The following is a 15,692-nucleotide window of genomic DNA, read 5'->3' on the forward strand; positions in this document are numbered from 1 at the left end:
TCCCCGCATGGCCGACGACCGACCCATCGACGGGAAGCGCATCGCACAGCTACTGGCCTCCGAACTCGAAGGCGGCGGCTCCTCCGCGCGACTTCGCGTCGTCGACGCCGACCCGGACGTCGAAGCGACGGTCGACGGCGCGTTCGCCTACGCCGTCGACGCCGTTGACACTGAGTCGTACGCTGCCGACGCGGACGCCGACAGCGCCGACAGCGCCGACAGCGCCGCCGACGAGAACCGGTTCCGACTCGCCGAGGTGTACGTCCAGTCCGACCGCGCACGCGTGGAGTTCCTCGTCGAACCGACGACGGCGGCCGAAGCCGCCGAAACGGAGAACCTCCGCGTCCGACCGAAGGCGGTTCGACCCCCGCGAACGCTCGCGTTCGTCGAAGACGGCGCGCAGGTCAAGTGGATTCTCCCGGTGTTCGAGGCGGTTCTCGCCCGCGACGACTGAGGCCGACCACGACACTCGCTGACAAATCGAACCGTCACGATTGTATTTACTCAACAATGAGTAAGTCTTTTCAAAGGCAGTCGTCTGCTTCTATTCGATGAGTAAGATTTCCTCCGAAAACCCCGCAGGAGTGTTGAACCGATGATGTGGCAAGACCTCATCTTCTTGGCTGGCAGCGTCTTTTCGCTCATCGTCCTCGTGCCGACGCTGCGCGACTCGATGGCGAACGTCCCGCTCGGGACGACGCTCCCCTCCGCCACTATCGGCATCGTCTATGGAACCACGTTCTTCACGCTCGGCATGACGCTCTCGGCGGTCGGGTCGCTTCTGACCGGCGTCATGTGGAGTCTCATCGCCCTGTTGCGCTCGCCGCACCCGTACAGCGACCAGTTCGATATCGGTTCCGAGTCGCCGTCGCCGCGTTCGGCCCCGCAGAACGCCGACTGAGGCGCTCACCGACCGAGACGGACCGCGAAGCGCTCGAAACGCTCGAAACGCTCGAACCCTCCGAATCCTCCGAACCCCCGCAACGCCGCGCAACTCTCGCCGCCGTCGCTGCGACTGGCTGCCACTCCGCCCGACCGTCGACGAGCGACCGCGTGGCTTTTTATCGGATGAAGCACCCAGTCGGGGGTATGACCCTCGACCCCGTCCACGTCGACGGCATCGCGGCGCTCGCCCGCGAACTCGCGGAGAACGTCGACGACGGCGACCACACGGACCTCGCGCGGACGGTGTGGGACGAGTGGTTGGACCCGCTGCGGTACGACGGCCGGACGGTCGTCGAACCGCTCGGCGAGCAGTCGCTGCGCGCCGCCGACGTCGACGACGTCGCCCTCACCGACCGGCCGTTCGAGACGGTTCACGGCCTCGACTCGGGGACGATCAACCCGACCACGTTCGAGAACGGGTTGGTTCTCGACATGGCGCACGCCGCGATGGCGAGCGTCCCCTCGGACCTCGACCTGCATCGCTCGCGCAGCATCGTCCTCACGACGCACACGAACGACCGTTACGCGAAACTCGGCACCGAGTGGCAGACCCACGACGAGGCGTACAGTCGCCTCCGGGTGCTCCAAGCGCCCAACGTGAACCGGTACGCAGAGGGCGTCGTCCACGCGCTGTCGCTGTACCTCGCCGAGAGCGAGCACGCGCTCCGGCACGCCGACGACGTCTCCGACCTCCTGATTCTCGACGGTCCCATCTACCCGAAGGAGCTGTTCAACTGGCGGGACCGGGACGCCGAACTCCGCGAACTCGCCGAGGAGGCGAAACCGCGCCACATCGTGGAGAACTACGTTCGACTCGTCGAGCGGTTCGTCGAGCGCGACGTGCCGCTGGTCGGCTTCGTCAAGAACCCGATCTCGAAGCTCGTCACTCGGACGCTGCAGACGAAAGGCGTCGACGCGCCCTGGGCCGACGATACGGCGCTGTTCTCCCGGCTGTTAGAGCGGCGAACCCGGCCGGACGCCGCAGGGGAGACGACGCGCCTGACCGACGACCTCACGTTCACCTCGTGGTTCGTCTCCCGGGGCGGTTCCGACCGGACGCTCGCGGCCGACGGCGACGCTCTCGGCGTCGAACGGAAGCTCGATCCGGAACTGTACGAGGTGACGTTCTTCGTCCTCTACGACCCGCGACACGGCGTGCTCTACAAAGTCGAAGCGCCGTACGCGTTCACCCGCGACGCCGAACGCCGCGCGAGACTCGCGCGACAGATTCTCCACGACGTCGCCGGGGCCCGCGGCCCGCCGCCCGCGGTCACGAAGGCCGACGAGCTCGCCCGAATCAGCGCCCACGAGAAGGCGTCGCTCCGGCGGAAGTTGGCCGAAGACGTCGGCACCGAGTACGTCCGCACCTACGACGGTATCCGCTGGGGAGGGCTGTTCTGAGGGCGGGTGGAGTACTCACCGACGACCGGGCTCTGCCTTCTCGACTGCTATCGTCACGTCGCCTTCGGCGACGCCGACGCGCGCGAACTGCGTCCGGATGTGTTCCTTCGCCGCCGCCAGCGCCTGGTCTCGCGTGTCGAATCCGCGGGGCATCGGCGACTCGAAGGCGACGCGAATCGTCTCGCCGTCGATCTCGGTCGGCGAACCGCCGCTTTCGACCTCGTAGAACTCGTCGCAGACCCAGACGTACGGCGCGTCCTCGTCGGGCGCGCCCTTGAACGACGGCGCGGTCTCGCCGCGCTCGAAAACCGTGCCGGTGAGCGCCGTCCCGCCGCCCGAACCGCGAACCAGAAGCATACCCGACGTACGTGCGCGAGCGTAAAAAGCGGTAGTCCGAACGCTCCCACCGAGTCGTCCGCCGGAGGGAAAGGTCCATCAAGGGGGCCGTCGTGTCCCGAGATATGTCTAACCTCGGTGACTTCACCGACTTCGACCCCGACGACGACGGCGACTCGTCCGCCGAGTCGCGGACCGACGCCTCCGACGCGGGCGCCTCCGACGCCGACGCCGGCGGACTCGACGACGGGAGCGGCGGTTCCGTGTCGGACGGGACCGACTCCGCCGAGGAGTCGTTCGACCGCCTCGACGTTGAACCGGCCACTGCCGACCGCGGTATCGGCGCGCTCTCGGTGTCGCAGGGGCTCTGCGTCGCCGAAGACGAGCGCGACACCGCCCTCCGCGCGTTCGTCACGACCGGCAACCGCGACACCGTCCGCCTCGGTAAGTACCTGCTCGTCCCCTACCCGGACGACGAGACGCTGTTCTGCCGAATCACCGGGCTGGAGTACGCACAGGAGTTCCAGGCCGACGACGCGACGGAGATTCACGCCCGCCGCGCGATGCGCCGGACCGAGTTCCCCGAACGCGACTACAAGTTCGTCGCGGCGCTCGACCCCGTCGCGGTCCTCTACGAAGATAGCGAGGAGCGCAGCTCCTCGGACCGTTCGAGCGGGCAGAGCCAGCGGGAAGACGGCGGCGAACTGAAACGCCGGATGACCGACCGCGTGCCCAAACCCGGCGCGACGGTGACGGAGGCGACCGACGCCGACGAGATAAAGACGGGACTGAAGATTCCGGGCGACGGCGTCTTCTTGGGCCACCTCTCGGTCGGCGGCGAGAAGGTCCGCACCGCCGCCGACCCGCCGACCATCGACTACCGGGTGAAGGACGATTACAGCGAGGGCGACCCGCTCGTCTTCCGGCACACGCTCGTCGCCGGCGGGACGGGGTCGGGGAAGACCCACGCCTCGAAGAACGTGCTTCGACAGTACCTCGCCGAAGAGCGAACCTACGAGATGGGCGACGGTCGGACGGCCCGGCCCGCGGTCGTTCAGTTCGACCCGCAGGACGAGTACGCGCAGATGCACGACGACAACCCGGAATTGGATAGCGAGTTCGCCCGCCGCCTCGAACGCGAGGGCGTCGCCTACGGCGGCCACGACGACACGCTCGCGTTCGTCCCGCAGGTCGGCGACGCCTCCTACCCCGGCGAGGGCCACCGCGCCGAACGCGTCCGCTTCACCATCCCGTTCTCGATGGTGCGGCGCTGGCCGTGGCTCGTCGCGGGCGCGGCGCTCAACGACAACCAGTACAACGCGCTCACGCTGTTACTCGACCGCTACTTCCGGCAGAACCCGTCCGGGACGTACAAGGGGTTCCAGTCGTTCCTCGACGACCCGGCGCTGCGCGAGGAGCTCGACGAGTCGGGCCACGTCCACGAAGCGACGTTCGACGCGGTCAAGCGGAAGACGCGGACCAAAGCGGCCAACGACGTGTTCGACGGCGACGCCAAACCCATCACCGAGTTGGTCCACCAGCTCGTCAGACCCGGCGGGCTCACGGTCGTACCGACGTACCACGTCTCCAACAGCCGCGCGGCGGAGATGGTCGTCCTCGCGGTGTCGAGTCTGCTCATCGACGAGAAGCTCTCGAACGACCCCGAGTACGACCGCATCGACGAGACGCCGGTCGTACTGGGGATGGACGAGGCGCACAACTTCCTCGCCGACGCCGACAGCGTGCAGGCCAGAAACGTCATCGGAAAGTTCACCGAGGCGGCCAAACAGGGCCGAAAGGAGCGTCTCGGGCTGTTTCTCATCACGCAGGACCCCCAGGACGTCGCCGACTCGGTGTTCAAGCAGATAAACACGAAACTCGTGTTGAACCTCGGCGACGAGGACGCCATCAAGTCGGTGAACATCCCACCGAACCTCGAAAGCAAGGTGCCGTACATGGAGAAGGGCCAGATGGTCGTCTACTCGCCGGACAACTCCGAGCCCGTCGAACTCATCGGGCTGTCGAAGTGCCTGACGAGACACGGGCGCTAACCGGCTGCTTCGCCCCGGTTCCGTCTCGCTGCCTCCCGAGGCTCGTCCGTCCGGAGTTCGTCCAGCTACTCCGGGAGTACTTCGACGGCGCTCTGCGCCCACCGGAACGTATTTTACTCGGAGCGGAACCTATATCGAGGTATGACAAAACGCATCCTCGTTCCGGTCGACGGGTCGCCGCAGTCGACGGCGGCGCTCTCGTTCGTCGCCGAGGAGTGGCCCGACGCGGAGGTAACGATACTCCACGTCATCAACCCGGCGGGCGCGGGAGGCAACCCGAGCGCCGGGATTCCGAGCGGCGCCGAGGAGTGGTACGAGAGCGAGAAGGAGCGGTCGGCGTCGCTCTTGGCGGACGCGGCGTCGATCGTCGAGCAGTCGGTGCGGACGCGCACGGATGTCGGACGCCCGACGCGAGCGATCCTCGACGCCGTCGAGGACGGAGAGTTCGACCACGTGGTGATGGGGAGCCACGGTCGAACCGGCGTCTCGCGGATACTGCTCGGGAGCGTCACCGAGGCCGTCGTCCGCGAGTCGCCGGTGCCAGTGACCGTCGTCAGATAGCCGGCGACGACGGCCGTCCCCGACGAACGTGTCACGCAGATACCGGAATATCCGAGGGACACCGTCCGGTTTAGTGGGCTCTCGCTCCGACCTTGGAACGATGGAGTTCAGAGAAGTCATCGAGACGCGCCGCTCCGTGCACGAGTACACCGACGAAGACATCGACGACGAGACGCTCGAAGCGATATTCGAGCAGGCTCGCTACGCCCCCTCGGGGTACAACCTCCAGCCGTGGGAGTTCCTCGTTCTCCGCGACGAGGCGTCGAAGGCGAAACTGCAGGAGGTCGCCGGCGGGCAGGAACACGTCGGCGACGCCGCGGCGAGCGTCGTCGTCCTCGGGTCGAAAGACCCCGAGGCGCACGCCGACCGAGTACTCGACGACTGGTTGGAGAAAGGCTACCTGCCGAACGAGGACGTCCGCGACGCGGTTCGCGCGAACGTCGAAGGGATGGCCGAGATGCCCGAGTCCGAGCGCCGCGTCTGGACGACGCGGAGCACGTCGCTCGTGGCGATGTCGCTGATGTACGCGGCGTGGAACCACGGCGTCGCCTCCTGTCCGCTCGAAGGGTTCGACGCCGACGCGCTCGTCGAGACGTTCGACATCGACGACGAGTACGAACCCGTGATGCTGGTGACGCTCGGCTACGCGCCTGACGACGCCGACGACGTCGAGAACGAGCGGAAACTGCGTCGGTCGGTCGACGAAATCGTCCACTACGAGACGTTCTCGCCGTAGACGAGTCGGCGGTTCGCCCCGTCTTCGTGGCCCTCTCGCGGCGTACCGGACGCCCGCGCCGGAAAGATTCATTCGGAGCGCAACTGTACACCGACCCGTGAAGCCGAGCCACCCCGTTTTCGTGCTGATGGCGCTGACGGTCGGGTTCGTGGTCGGGGGCCTGTTCTTCGGCGCCTTCGGTGCTGCCGTCGGCGGCGTCGCTGCCGCGGTCACCTGGGTTCTCACTGCGGAAGAAGTGGCCGAGACGGTAGACACCGGCCACGGGAAGCCGTGAGTCGCAACGGCTCCGAAACCTGCGGCTCCGGTCACGGAGATGGGAGGTCCACGAAAACGGGGCCGACCGTTCGCTCCGACGCTTCAGGCGCCGGGGATGCCCAGTGCGGTGAGTTCGACGATTCCGAAGATACCGAGCGCGTACAGCACCGCGACGGAAGCCACCCACGCGACGACGCCGATGGCGGCCGCGCTGCCCCAGCCGCCGGGGTAACGCCAGTTGATGACGCCGACCCACGCGAGTAGCGTCAGTACGGGCCCGATTATGGGGAGCCAGCCGAGGAAGAAGCTGACGAGTCCCCAGACGAGCGCGCCGATAGCCGCCGTCACGACGGCGTAGGCGAAACTCGCCTGCTTGTCGATGAGCAGTCTCACCCCGAGGTAGAGACCGAGCCCCCCGACGAGCAGGTTGACGAGCACGATGAGAACGCTGTCGACGAGCGCCATCTCACTTCACCCTCCACTCTGCGGTGAGTTCGACCGTCTCCTTGTTCCCCCGAAGCGCCGAGGACCGCTCGACCACCGACACTTCGGTGTCGAACGACTCCGGCGGGTGAACGGTCACCTCTTTGTTCCCGACGGTCAGTCGGACCTCTTCGCCCGATTCGAACCCGTCGGCCAGTTTCCGCAGATAGGCCGCGAACTCTGGCCCTGTTCGCTCCTGCTTACTCTCTGTTTTGTCGGCCATAGGTGTCTCTCCGTACAACGCAAAAGGAGATAAAAGTCGGGCGACTGTCAATTTCTGACGAAACTCTTCCGTCCGAACACGTTCCTCAGAAGATGTTCGCCTGTCGGTAGACGCTGATACCGTTCTGGGTGATCTCGTACGGTTTCGTCTCTCGGGAGTGGTTGGCGTCGCGTATCTTCTGAATCTCGATAGCCAGTCGCGTCTCGCGGAAGTTCGACGGGCGGACGTACTGCAGGACGAACACCGCGTCGGTGAGATACTCGACGATACCGTGTTTGGAGGTGTAGGGGCTGTCCTCCTTCGCCTCGGAGGTGAGCATCGTCGTCACGCCGACTTCCTTGAGCGAGCGAGCGAAGTCGAACACCTCGCTTCGGCGCTTCGAGGGGTGGTCGTACATCATCTCCAGAAGCGACACCGAGTCGAGAACGAGTCTGTCCGCGCCGAACTCCTCGACGAGTTCGGGCAGGTCGTTGCGAATGCTCGCCAAACTGTTCGCCATCTCGACGGGGTCGAGTTCGACGACTGCCAGTCGGTCCTCCTCGACGTAACGTCGGAACGGCCACCCCTTCTCTTCGGCCGTCGACAACACCGCCTCGCGACTCTGTTCGAGCGTGATGAACACCGCTCGCCCGTCGTCGCGAAGCGCCTCGTCGAGGAACTGGAGGCCGAACGTCGTCTTCCCGGTCCCGGCGCTGCCGATAGCGACCATGAGCGACCGCTTCGGGACGCCGCCGAGAATCATCTCGTCGAGGCCGTCGATGCCGATTCTGACCCGCTCGATACTGGAGTCGAGCGCCTCTTCGTCGAACTCCTCGCCACCGAAGGCGTCGTTGCCGCCGCCGAAGCCGAACTCCTCGTCGCGCGGGTCGTCGTCGAACCCGCCGAAGCCGAAGTCGTCGCCGTCGGCGCTATCGAACCCCTCTCCGAAACCGAGGTCCTCGTCGCCTCCCGAGGAACCACCGAAACCGGACTCTCCGCCTCCGAAGCCTCCGAAACCGAAGGTTTCACCGTCGGGCGTCTCGGAGGCGGCCGGCCGGTCGGAGTCCTCGCCGCTCTCCGTCTCGACGCCCGCGCCCTCGTCGTCTTCGTCGCGTCTCTCGTCCTCGTCGCGTCCTCCATCTTCGTCGCGTCCTCCGTCTTCGTCGCGTCTCTCGTCCTCGTCGCGTCTCACGTCTTCGTCACGTCCCCCCTCTCCGTCACTCCCCTCTCCGTCACTCCCGTCCTCTCCGTCGCGGAGCGCCTGCTCGAACCAGTCGTCGTCGTCCTCGCTCATCGTCTCTCCGTCGCGCGTGGACCACGGTCGGGTCCGGCGCGGCGACTCCCCCCTGGCGGTCGACTACTCATCGTCCGTCTCTCGGATGCCGCCGCTATCAATGTTGCCCGTACGGTGCGCTTTTGACGGCCGCGGGCGAAGCCGTTCCATGAACGTCGGCATCGTCGCTCAGAAGGGAAACACCAGAGCGACCACGCTCGCTGAAGAACTTCGAGAGCAACTCTCGGCCGTAGACGCCTCCGTGACCCTCGACGAAGCGACCGGCCGGTTGCTCGGCCTCGACGGTCGCCCGGTCGAGGCGCTCGGCGACTGCGACCTCATCGTCAGCATCGGCGGCGACGGAACGTTCCTCTTCGCGGCCAGCGGCGCCGACGGCACGCCGATTCTCGGCGTCAACCTCGGCGAGGTCGGCTTTCTGAACGCCGTCGGCCCCGACGACGCCGTCGACGCGGTGCTCGCGGAGGTCGCCGCCGTCCGCGAGGGCGACCAGCGCGTCCGCGTCGTCCCCCGACTCGTCGCCGTCGGCGACGGCTGGCGAAGCGACCCGGCGACGAACGAGATCGTCGTTCAGGGCGGCCGTCGAGGCCGCGGCGGCGGCGTCGACCTCGAAGTGAGAATCGACGGTTCGCTGTACACCAGCGGTCACGCCGACGGACTCCTCGTGTCGACGCCGACGGGGAGCACGGCGTACAACCTGAGCGAGCGCGGCCCGCTCGTCCACCCGAGCGTCGGCGGCCTCGTCGTCAACGAGATGTGTCCCGACGAGGGGATGCCGCCGCTTCTCGTCGCCCCCGACGCCACGGTGACCGTGACGGTGACCGCCGTCGGCCGACGGGACGAGACCGACGAACGTCCCGCGAGTGACGACGAGACGGCCGACGACGCCGTCGTCGTCAGCGACGGTAAACACTCCTACCCCGTCTCGCCGCCGACGGAAGTCGAGATTCGCCGAGCGGAGACGCCGCTCAGAATCGCCGGCCCGTCCTCGGACTTCTTCGAGGCGCTCAACAAACTGGACTGAGTCGACGCGACTGCCGCCGCGCTCTCGGTCGATGCTCCGACGAAAAGGCAGGACGGACCGCTGCGGGCACGCGATTCGTAGGTGACCAGGTCACCGATCCCCGTGCAACGGTCCGCCCTGTGCTGCATCTACGCGTTCGGACTGGATAACGACTTTTACACGGACGGCGGACAGTCCGCTCGGCGAACGCTGTCGCGAGGGGGACGGCGTCGAGGCGCGCGTTCAGTCACGACCCCACTCGGCCGTCCGGCGCGGGCGGTCCGAGACGGCCATCACGTCGAGCGGCTCGTCGCGGACGTCCAGCGCCGTCAGCGCCGCCTTCGTACTCGCCGCCGTCGAGAAGTACGGCACTTCCTCGGAGACGCAGGTCTCCAGTAGGTCGCGGTCGTCGGAGACGACGAGGTCCACGTCGCCCTTGCGAAGCGCCGCGGTCACGTCGTCGAACTCGCCGACGTCATAGACGGTCGAGAGCTCTTCGCGGAGCTCTTCGGCCTCCTCGCTCTCCGGCGCGGGGAACGAGTCGCCGAGGAACGAGACGACAGCCGTCCCGCCCTCGGGAATCGGCGACCCGGCCGCAGACTGCGCCTTCCCGTACGCCTTGCCGAACGAGCGGGCGGTCCCCATCACTTCGCCCGTCGACTTCATCTCCGGGCCGAGGCGCGGGTCGCTCCCCGGGAGGCGGTCGAACGGCAGGACGACCTCCTTGACGCTCGCGTGCTCGGGAATCTGTTCTTCCACACTGAGTTCCGCGAGCGACGCGCCCGCCATCACTTTCGCCGCGAGCTTGGCGATGGGGACGCCCGCGGCCTTCGAGACGAACGGTACCGTCCGCGAGGAGCGCGGGTTCGCTTCGAGGACGTACACTTCGCCGTCCTTCACCGCCAACTGGACGTTCAGCAGACCGACCGTCTCCAGCGCGCGGGCGATGTCTTCGGTGACCTCGCGGACGCGCCCCATCGTCTCGGCGTCGAGCGACTGCGGCGGGATGACGCAGGCGGAGTCGCCAGAGTGGACCCCCGCGGACTCGACGTGCTCCATCACGCCGCCGATTATCACGTCCTCGCCGTCCGAAACGGCGTCGACGTCGAGTTCGACCGCGCCGTCGAGGAACTCGTCGACGAGGATGGGTTTGTCGGGGCTGACGCGGACGGCTTCCTGGATGTAGGCCTCCAGTTCGTCGTCGTCGTCGACGACGCGCATCGCGCGGCCGCCGAGGACGTAGCTCGGGCGGACGAGCACGGGGTAGCCGATGTCGCCCGCGAGTTCCAGCGCTTCTTCTTCGGTCGTCGCCGTCCCGCCGCGCGGTTGGGCGACGCCCATCTCTTCCATCAGCGCGTTGAACCGGTCACGGTCCTCCGCGAGGTCCATCGCCTCGACGGTGGTGCCGAGAATCTCGCAGTCGAGACCTCTCCGCGCGAGTTCCGCCTCCAGCGGTTCGCCGACGTTCACCGAGGTCTGCCCGCCGAACTGCACCATCACGCCGTCGGCGCCCGTCGCCTCGACGACGTCGGCGACCTCCTCGGCGGTTATCGGCTCGAAGAACAGGCCGTCGGAGGTGTCGTAATCGGTGGAGACCGTCTCGGGGTTGTTGTTGACGACGTGGGCGTCTATCCCCTGCTCGCGGAGCGCGCGGACCGCGTGCACCGCGCAGTAGTCGAACTCGACGCCCTGCCCGATGCGGATGGGGCCGCCGCCGACGACGACGACGCTCGTCGCGTCGCGGTCGACGCGGACCTCGTCGAGGGGGTCGCCGTTGAGGAACTCGGGCTGCCGCGCCGAGTAGTAGTACGGCGTCGACGCCTCGAACTCGCCGGCGCAGGTGTCGACCTGCTTGAACGAGCGGTCGGGGACGCTCATCTCGACCTCCTCGACGCCGACGCCCGCCGTCGCGGCGACGTCTACGTTCGTCAGTCCCGCCGAGGCGGCCGCGGAGAAGTCGCCCTCCGCGGCGGCGACGGTCGATTCGACGACGCGGCCGTAGCGCTCGACGTACCACGACTCGATGCCCGTTAGTTCCGCGACGTCGGCGACGCTGTAGCCGCGCTCGAACGCCTCGAACATGGCGTACGGACGGTCGGGCGACGGCTTTTCGAGGTACTCCGTTTCGAGTTCCTCGTCCGCCACGTCGGCCCAGTCGACGGCGGGTTCGTACTCCGAGGAGCGAAGCGCCTTCAGAAGTGACTCCTCGAACGTCCGGCCGATGGCCATCGCCTCGCCGGTCGACTTCATCGCCGTCCCGAGCGTGAAGTCGACGTCTTCGAACTTGTCCTTGGGCCAGCGCGGCACCTTCGTGACGACGTAGTCGATCGCCGGCTCGAACGCGGCGGTCGTCTCGCCGGTGATCTCGTTCTCTATCTCGTGGAGACGCTTGCCGAGGGCGACTTTCGCCGTCACGCGGGCGATGGGGTAACCCGTCGCCTTCGACGCCAGCGCCGAGGAGCGCGAGACGCGCGGGTTCACTTCCACCACGCGGTACTCGCCGCCGGGGGTGCCGTCGTCGTGCCAGGCGAACTGGATGTTACAACCGCCCTGAATCCCGAGCTCGCGGATCACTTCGAGCGCGGCGTCGCGCATCTCCTGGTGTCCCTCGTCGGGAATCACCTGCGAGGGCGTCACGACGACTGACTCGCCGGTGTGGATGCCCATCGGGTCGAGGTTCTCCATGTTGCAGATGATGATACAGGAGTCGTCGGCGTCGCGCATCACCTCGTACTCCAGTTCGACCCAGCCCGCGATGGACTCGGTGATGAGCACCTCGCTGTTGCGCGAGAGGCGAAGCCCCTTGCGGACGCGTTCGATTAGTTCCTCCATCTCGTCGACGACGCCCGACCCCGATCCGCCGAGGGTGTACGTCGTGCGCGCGATGACGGGCAGGCCGCCGACCTCGTCGACGGCGGCGTCGACGCGCTCTTCGAGGTCCGCTTCGGTGATGTTCGCCACTTTCTCGCCCTCGTCGAGCGAGATAGTCGTCGATTTCGGCATCGGTTGGCCGATCTTCTCCATCCGTTGGCGGAACAGGTCGCGGTCCTCCGTCGCGTAGATGGTGTCCAGCGGCGTTCCCATGATTTCGACGTCGTACTCCTCCAGGACGCCCTCCTCGGCGAGTTCGGCGGTGACGTTTAGTCCCGTTTGCCCGCCGAGTCCGGCGATGACGCCGTCGGGCCGTTCCTTCTCGATTATCTCCGAGATGGCCTCGGTCGTGATCGGTTCGATGTAGACGCGGTCGGCCATCTCCGGGTCGGTCATGATGGTCGCCGGATTCGAGTTGACGAGGACGACTCGCGCCCCTTCCTCTCGAAGCGCCCGGCACGCTTGCGCGCCAGAGTAGTCGAACTCCGCCGCCTGTCCGATCTGGATGGGGCCGCTGCCGATGAGCAGGATGGTCCGGTCGTCGGACGTCGCCTGCTGGTCTGTCGAGGGTTCCTCGTCGGTCATCGTTCCAGGGAAGTTCGTACATCGTAATAAGCCCGGCGAAACAGTGCGATATGCGTAACCTCTTTTCGAATTTCGCAGCACCGGCGCGACGGCCGACCGTCAGCTGGGGCACAGTTTCGGAATCGCAGGAGTTACCACCGACCGAGTATGTCGTTCGGACGGAAGCCACCGCCTCACGCGGCCTGAGACGCGGCAGAAGCGGCGTGTGGGGGCACGTCGCTTCGGCTTCCACTTTCGAAACGCGACGAAAGAAGCCACTCTTCGGTACTGTGTCCGGTCGGATAACTGTTGACGTCCGGTTCTCACTCGGCGCGTCTCGACCCGGCTACGCGTCGAACCGGGCGTTCACTGCGCGTACACGTCGTCCGACGAGAAATCCCGTTCGGCGCGGTACTGCTCGACGAACTCGCTCACGTCGAACTGCAGCATCTCCGTCTCGAACTGCGAGAGCGCGGCGTCGTCTTCGGCGTGGCTGACCGCGTGTTCCATCAGTTCGACGACGAGTTCGACGATTATCTCGTGGAGGCGGCGCGAGTCGAAGTCGGTGACCCACACCATCGCGTAGCCCACCTGCTGGTCCTCGCTCACGTCCTCGCCGACGACGCGGCGGGGGAACTCTTCGAGGACGATACCCATCAGGTGCGGCGTGCCGAACTCCGGCATCTCCTCGCTGGTCGTCTCGACGGCCTCGCGCAGCACCTCGACGAGGAACTCGGGGAGAAACCGCTCGGGGGGGTGGGAGTCGGTGACGACGGCGTGCGTCTCGCCGCACGCGCAGTCGAACTCGCGCAGCCCCAAGTCGAGGTCTCTGACGCGCTTTGTCTCGCCGCAGGGGAGTTCGAGTTCGTCGCCCCCGCCTCCGGGGACGCGCGGTTGTGCCATACCTCCGATTGCAGTCTCGAAGGGTTAAAAAGCGCGTTTGTTTACTCCTCGTCGTCGTCTTTTTCGCCTTCTTCTTCGTCCTCTTCCTCGTCGTCGTCTTTTTCGCCTTCTCCTTCGTCTTCTTCCTCGTCGTCCTCTTCGTCCTCTGATTCGGCGTCCTCTTCCTCGTCGTCCTCGTCGTCGCTCGCTTCCGACTCCGCGCCTTCGAGGTCGCTCTCGCTCTCGCTCGCCGCGGCGACGCCGCCGGGGGCGACGTCGTCGGTCGACTCCTCGAACTCGCTCAGTTCGGCGTCCTCCTCGCCTCCCGCTTCGGATTCGACGCCCTCTATCTCGAGTTCCACCTCGATGGAGACGCCGTCGACTTCCAGTTCGGCCTCGGCGCTGCGGGTTTCGCCCACCTCGATCTCGAGCTCCTGCCGGTCGACTTCCACTTCCACTTCGACGTCTACGTCGACGTCTGGTCGGTCTGCCATGGGAGGTGTTACGTTCGAGAGGGGCAAATAGCTCGGTGGTCATCGCACCGTTGTCGGTGATACCCTCCGCCTACCGACTCGAACCAGCCACAAGCGACTTACCTCGATACGCCGCAGTACAGGGTATGATAAGCGTCGTCGGCGGCGGCATCGCCGGACTCGCCTGCGCGTATCGCCTCCAACAGCACGGTCACGACGTGCGCGTCTTCGAGGCCAGCGACCAGGTCGGCGGTCTCGCGGCCGTCTACGAGACGAGGGGCGACCCGATAGAGAAGTTCTACCACCACCTCTCGAAGTCCGAGGAGACCATCGTCGAACTCGCCGAGGAGCTCGGCGTCGGCGACGAACTGGAGTGGCTCATCGGCAAGAACGGCTACTACTTCAACGGCGCGGTGTACCCGATGGACACCCCCTGGGAGATTCTCGCCTTCCCGCATCTGAGCGTCTACGACAAGTTCCGCCTCACGATGCTCACCCAGGAGATCGACGTACGCGGGGGCCGACCGAAGTTCGACACCTATGAGAACCTCGAAGACTTCGAACACGTCCCGCTGAAGGAGTTCATCGTCGACCACACGACCCAGGGCGTCTACGACAACTTCTTCGAACCGCTGCTCGACGCGAAGTTCGGCAGTCGGAAAGACGACGTGAGCGCGGCCTGGCTGCTCGGCCGCGTCAAGTTCCGCGGCGAGCGCGACCTGCTGCGCGGCGAGATTCTCGGCTACTTCCAGGGCGGGTTCGCCCCCTTCGTCGACGCGCTCGTCGACGCCGTCGGCCGCGAGAACATCGTCACGAACGCCCGCGTGACGGAACTGGAGACGGGCGACGACGGCGTGGAGTCGATAACCGTCGAGGGGGACGGAGCGGTCGAGGGGGACGGAGCGGTCGAGGGGGACGGAGCGGTCGAAGGGGACGCCGAGTCGTCGGACGTCGCTGAGGCGGCGGAAGCGACGGACGGCGGTGTCGCGAGTGCAGCCGCCGAGTCGGCCGTCACGGACGCGACGACGTACGAGACCGACGCCGTCGTCTGCGCGACGATGCCGAACGTCTTGGAGGGGCTCACCGGCTACCAGTGCGACATCGACTTCCAGGGGGCAGTCTGTGCCGTCGTGACGATGGACGAGCAACTCACCGACACCTACTGGCTCAACGTCGCCCACGACGCACCGTTCGGCGCGCTCATCGAGCACACGAACTTCGTCCCGCCGGAGCGCTACGGCGGCGACCATCTGCTGTACATCGCCAGCTACATCCAAGATTACGAGGAGGAGCTCTGGCAGATGTCCGACGAGGAGGTCGAGGAGACGTGGCTCTCGGAGTTGGAGACGATGTTCCCGAACTTCCACCGCCGCCTCGTCAGCGAGTTCCGTCTCGCGCGCAACCCCCGCGCCGCGCCCGTCTACGAGCGCGGCTACCGCGACATGGTCGTCCCCTACGACCTGAGCGACGACATCGGCGAGGGCGTCTACTACGCGGGGATGGCCAGCGCCGCGCAGTACCCCGAACGGAGCCTCAACGGCGGCATCGTCGCGGGCTACGAGTGCGCCGACCGAATCGACGAGAAGGGGCGGGTCGACTGAGTCACTGACACTTTGGCTACTCTGTCACTGGTTTCGG

16 protein-coding genes are annotated in these 15,692 nt (G+C 66.7%); 9 read left to right on the forward strand and 7 right to left on the reverse strand.

Features of this window, described 5'->3' with window-relative positions; all coding sequences use genetic code 11:
* Positions 1-7 precede the first annotated feature (7 nt).
* The 3 genes from FCF25_RS03360 (at position 8) to FCF25_RS03370 (ending at position 2,346) form a co-directional block, all read left to right on the forward strand.
* On the forward strand, positions 8-454 hold the full coding sequence (locus FCF25_RS03360; RefSeq protein ID WP_137047325.1) for a hypothetical protein: 447 nt from the start codon (positions 8-10) through the stop codon (positions 452-454).
* A gap of 141 nt (positions 455-595) precedes the next feature.
* Positions 596-901 carry a hypothetical protein gene (locus FCF25_RS03365; protein ID WP_198665718.1) on the forward strand — a complete coding sequence of 102 codons (306 nt, stop codon included), beginning with the start codon at positions 596-598 and terminating at the stop codon, positions 899-901.
* 188 nt (positions 902-1,089) lie between these two features.
* Positions 1,090-2,346 (forward strand): DNA double-strand break repair nuclease NurA, encoded by a 1,257-nt coding sequence (locus tag FCF25_RS03370; RefSeq protein ID WP_117594762.1) that lies wholly within the window; start codon positions 1,090-1,092, stop codon positions 2,344-2,346.
* A gap of 15 nt (positions 2,347-2,361) precedes the next feature.
* Here FCF25_RS03370 and FCF25_RS03375 read toward each other — a convergent pair whose 3' ends face one another.
* Positions 2,362-2,703 carry a hypothetical protein gene (locus tag FCF25_RS03375; protein ID WP_117594763.1) on the reverse strand — a complete coding sequence of 114 codons (342 nt, stop codon included), beginning with the start codon at positions 2,701-2,703 and terminating at the stop codon, positions 2,362-2,364.
* Positions 2,704-2,807: 104 nt separating this feature from the next.
* On the opposite strand from FCF25_RS03375, the gene FCF25_RS03380 reads away from it, so the two are divergent.
* The 4 genes from FCF25_RS03380 (at position 2,808) to FCF25_RS15490 (ending at position 6,304) form a co-directional block, all read left to right on the forward strand.
* Positions 2,808-4,733 carry an ATP-binding protein gene (locus FCF25_RS03380; RefSeq protein ID WP_137047326.1) on the forward strand — a complete coding sequence of 642 codons (1,926 nt, stop codon included), beginning with the start codon at positions 2,808-2,810 and terminating at the stop codon, positions 4,731-4,733.
* A gap of 141 nt (positions 4,734-4,874) precedes the next feature.
* Positions 4,875-5,294, forward strand: coding sequence for a universal stress protein (locus tag FCF25_RS03385; protein WP_117594765.1), 420 nt, complete (start codon positions 4,875-4,877; stop codon positions 5,292-5,294).
* A 100-nt stretch (positions 5,295-5,394) separates the two neighbouring features.
* The gene (locus tag FCF25_RS03390) at positions 5,395-6,030 is read left to right on the forward strand and encodes a nitroreductase family protein (protein ID WP_117594766.1); all 636 of its coding nucleotides are present in this window, start codon (positions 5,395-5,397) and stop codon (positions 6,028-6,030) included.
* 97 nt (positions 6,031-6,127) lie between these two features.
* Positions 6,128-6,304, forward strand: a complete 177-nt coding sequence (locus FCF25_RS15490) for a hypothetical protein (protein ID WP_168191197.1) — start codon at positions 6,128-6,130, stop codon at positions 6,302-6,304.
* 83 nt (positions 6,305-6,387) lie between these two features.
* Here the strand turns inward: FCF25_RS15490 and FCF25_RS03395 are convergent, their stop codons facing one another.
* The 3 genes from FCF25_RS03395 to FCF25_RS03405 form a co-directional block, all read right to left on the reverse strand.
* Complete coding sequence (locus FCF25_RS03395; protein ID WP_117594767.1) at positions 6,388-6,750, reverse strand: hypothetical protein; 363 nt, start codon at positions 6,748-6,750, stop codon at positions 6,388-6,390.
* A gap of 1 nt (position 6,751) precedes the next feature.
* On the reverse strand, positions 6,752-6,991 hold the full coding sequence (locus FCF25_RS03400) for an amphi-Trp domain-containing protein (protein WP_117594768.1): 240 nt from the start codon (positions 6,989-6,991) through the stop codon (positions 6,752-6,754).
* Positions 6,992-7,076: 85 nt separating this feature from the next.
* The gene (locus FCF25_RS03405; RefSeq protein WP_137047327.1) at positions 7,077-8,264 is read right to left on the reverse strand and encodes a KaiC domain-containing protein; all 1,188 of its coding nucleotides are present in this window, start codon (positions 8,262-8,264) and stop codon (positions 7,077-7,079) included.
* 148 nt (positions 8,265-8,412) lie between these two features.
* Between FCF25_RS03405 and FCF25_RS03410 the strand changes: the two genes are divergently transcribed.
* Entirely contained in the window at positions 8,413-9,285 is an 873-nt protein-coding gene (locus FCF25_RS03410; RefSeq protein WP_117594770.1) for an NAD(+)/NADH kinase, read from the forward strand.
* 222 nt (positions 9,286-9,507) lie between these two features.
* Here FCF25_RS03410 and carB read toward each other — a convergent pair whose 3' ends face one another.
* From carB to FCF25_RS03425, 3 genes are all read right to left on the reverse strand, one after another.
* Positions 9,508-12,720: a carbamoyl-phosphate synthase large subunit gene (gene carB, locus FCF25_RS03415; protein ID WP_137047328.1), complete on the reverse strand. Its 3,213-nt coding sequence runs from the start codon at positions 12,718-12,720 to the stop codon at positions 9,508-9,510.
* A gap of 345 nt (positions 12,721-13,065) precedes the next feature.
* A complete protein-coding gene (locus FCF25_RS03420; RefSeq protein WP_117594772.1) occupies positions 13,066-13,602 on the reverse strand; it encodes a DUF5815 family protein in 537 nt (178 codons plus the stop codon).
* 41 nt (positions 13,603-13,643) lie between these two features.
* Positions 13,644-14,075 carry a hypothetical protein gene (locus tag FCF25_RS03425; RefSeq protein WP_137047329.1) on the reverse strand — a complete coding sequence of 144 codons (432 nt, stop codon included), beginning with the start codon at positions 14,073-14,075 and terminating at the stop codon, positions 13,644-13,646.
* A gap of 125 nt (positions 14,076-14,200) precedes the next feature.
* Here FCF25_RS03425 and FCF25_RS15855 point away from each other — a divergent pair, with 125 nt between their 5' ends.
* The gene (locus FCF25_RS15855; protein ID WP_137047330.1) at positions 14,201-15,655 is read left to right on the forward strand and encodes an NAD(P)/FAD-dependent oxidoreductase; all 1,455 of its coding nucleotides are present in this window, start codon (positions 14,201-14,203) and stop codon (positions 15,653-15,655) included.
* Positions 15,656-15,692: the final 37 nt, after the last annotated feature.

Origin of the sequence: Haloprofundus sp. MHR1, from assembly GCF_005155585.1 — an archaeon.
Lineage (GTDB): Archaea > Halobacteriota > Halobacteria > Halobacteriales > Haloferacaceae > Haloprofundus > Haloprofundus halophilus.

Bases quoted from the DNA above. Each gene is read 5' to 3' on its own strand.
- carB (WP_137047328.1), bottom strand. From the start codon at position 12,720: ATGACCGACGAGGAACCCTCGACAGACCAGCAGGCGACGTCCGACGAC.
- FCF25_RS15855 (WP_137047330.1), top strand. From the start codon at position 14,201: ATGATAAGCGTCGTCGGCGGCGGCATCGCCGGACTCGCCTGCGCGTAT.
- FCF25_RS03370 (WP_117594762.1), top strand. From the start codon at position 1,090: ATGACCCTCGACCCCGTCCACGTCGACGGCATCGCGGCGCTCGCCCGC.
- FCF25_RS03390 (WP_117594766.1), top strand. From the start codon at position 5,395: ATGGAGTTCAGAGAAGTCATCGAGACGCGCCGCTCCGTGCACGAGTAC.
- FCF25_RS03420 (WP_117594772.1), bottom strand. From the start codon at position 13,602: ATGGCACAACCGCGCGTCCCCGGAGGCGGGGGCGACGAACTCGAACTC.
- FCF25_RS03375 (WP_117594763.1), bottom strand. From the start codon at position 2,703: ATGCTTCTGGTTCGCGGTTCGGGCGGCGGGACGGCGCTCACCGGCACG.
- FCF25_RS03360 (WP_137047325.1), top strand. From the start codon at position 8: ATGGCCGACGACCGACCCATCGACGGGAAGCGCATCGCACAGCTACTG.
- FCF25_RS03400 (WP_117594768.1), bottom strand. From the start codon at position 6,991: ATGGCCGACAAAACAGAGAGTAAGCAGGAGCGAACAGGGCCAGAGTTC.
- FCF25_RS03365 (WP_198665718.1), top strand. From the start codon at position 596: ATGATGTGGCAAGACCTCATCTTCTTGGCTGGCAGCGTCTTTTCGCTC.
- FCF25_RS03380 (WP_137047326.1), top strand. From the start codon at position 2,808: ATGTCTAACCTCGGTGACTTCACCGACTTCGACCCCGACGACGACGGC.
- FCF25_RS03385 (WP_117594765.1), top strand. From the start codon at position 4,875: ATGACAAAACGCATCCTCGTTCCGGTCGACGGGTCGCCGCAGTCGACG.
- FCF25_RS03405 (WP_137047327.1), bottom strand. From the start codon at position 8,264: ATGAGCGAGGACGACGACGACTGGTTCGAGCAGGCGCTCCGCGACGGA.
- FCF25_RS03395 (WP_117594767.1), bottom strand. From the start codon at position 6,750: ATGGCGCTCGTCGACAGCGTTCTCATCGTGCTCGTCAACCTGCTCGTC.
- FCF25_RS03410 (WP_117594770.1), top strand. From the start codon at position 8,413: ATGAACGTCGGCATCGTCGCTCAGAAGGGAAACACCAGAGCGACCACG.
- FCF25_RS03425 (WP_137047329.1), bottom strand. From the start codon at position 14,075: ATGGCAGACCGACCAGACGTCGACGTAGACGTCGAAGTGGAAGTGGAA.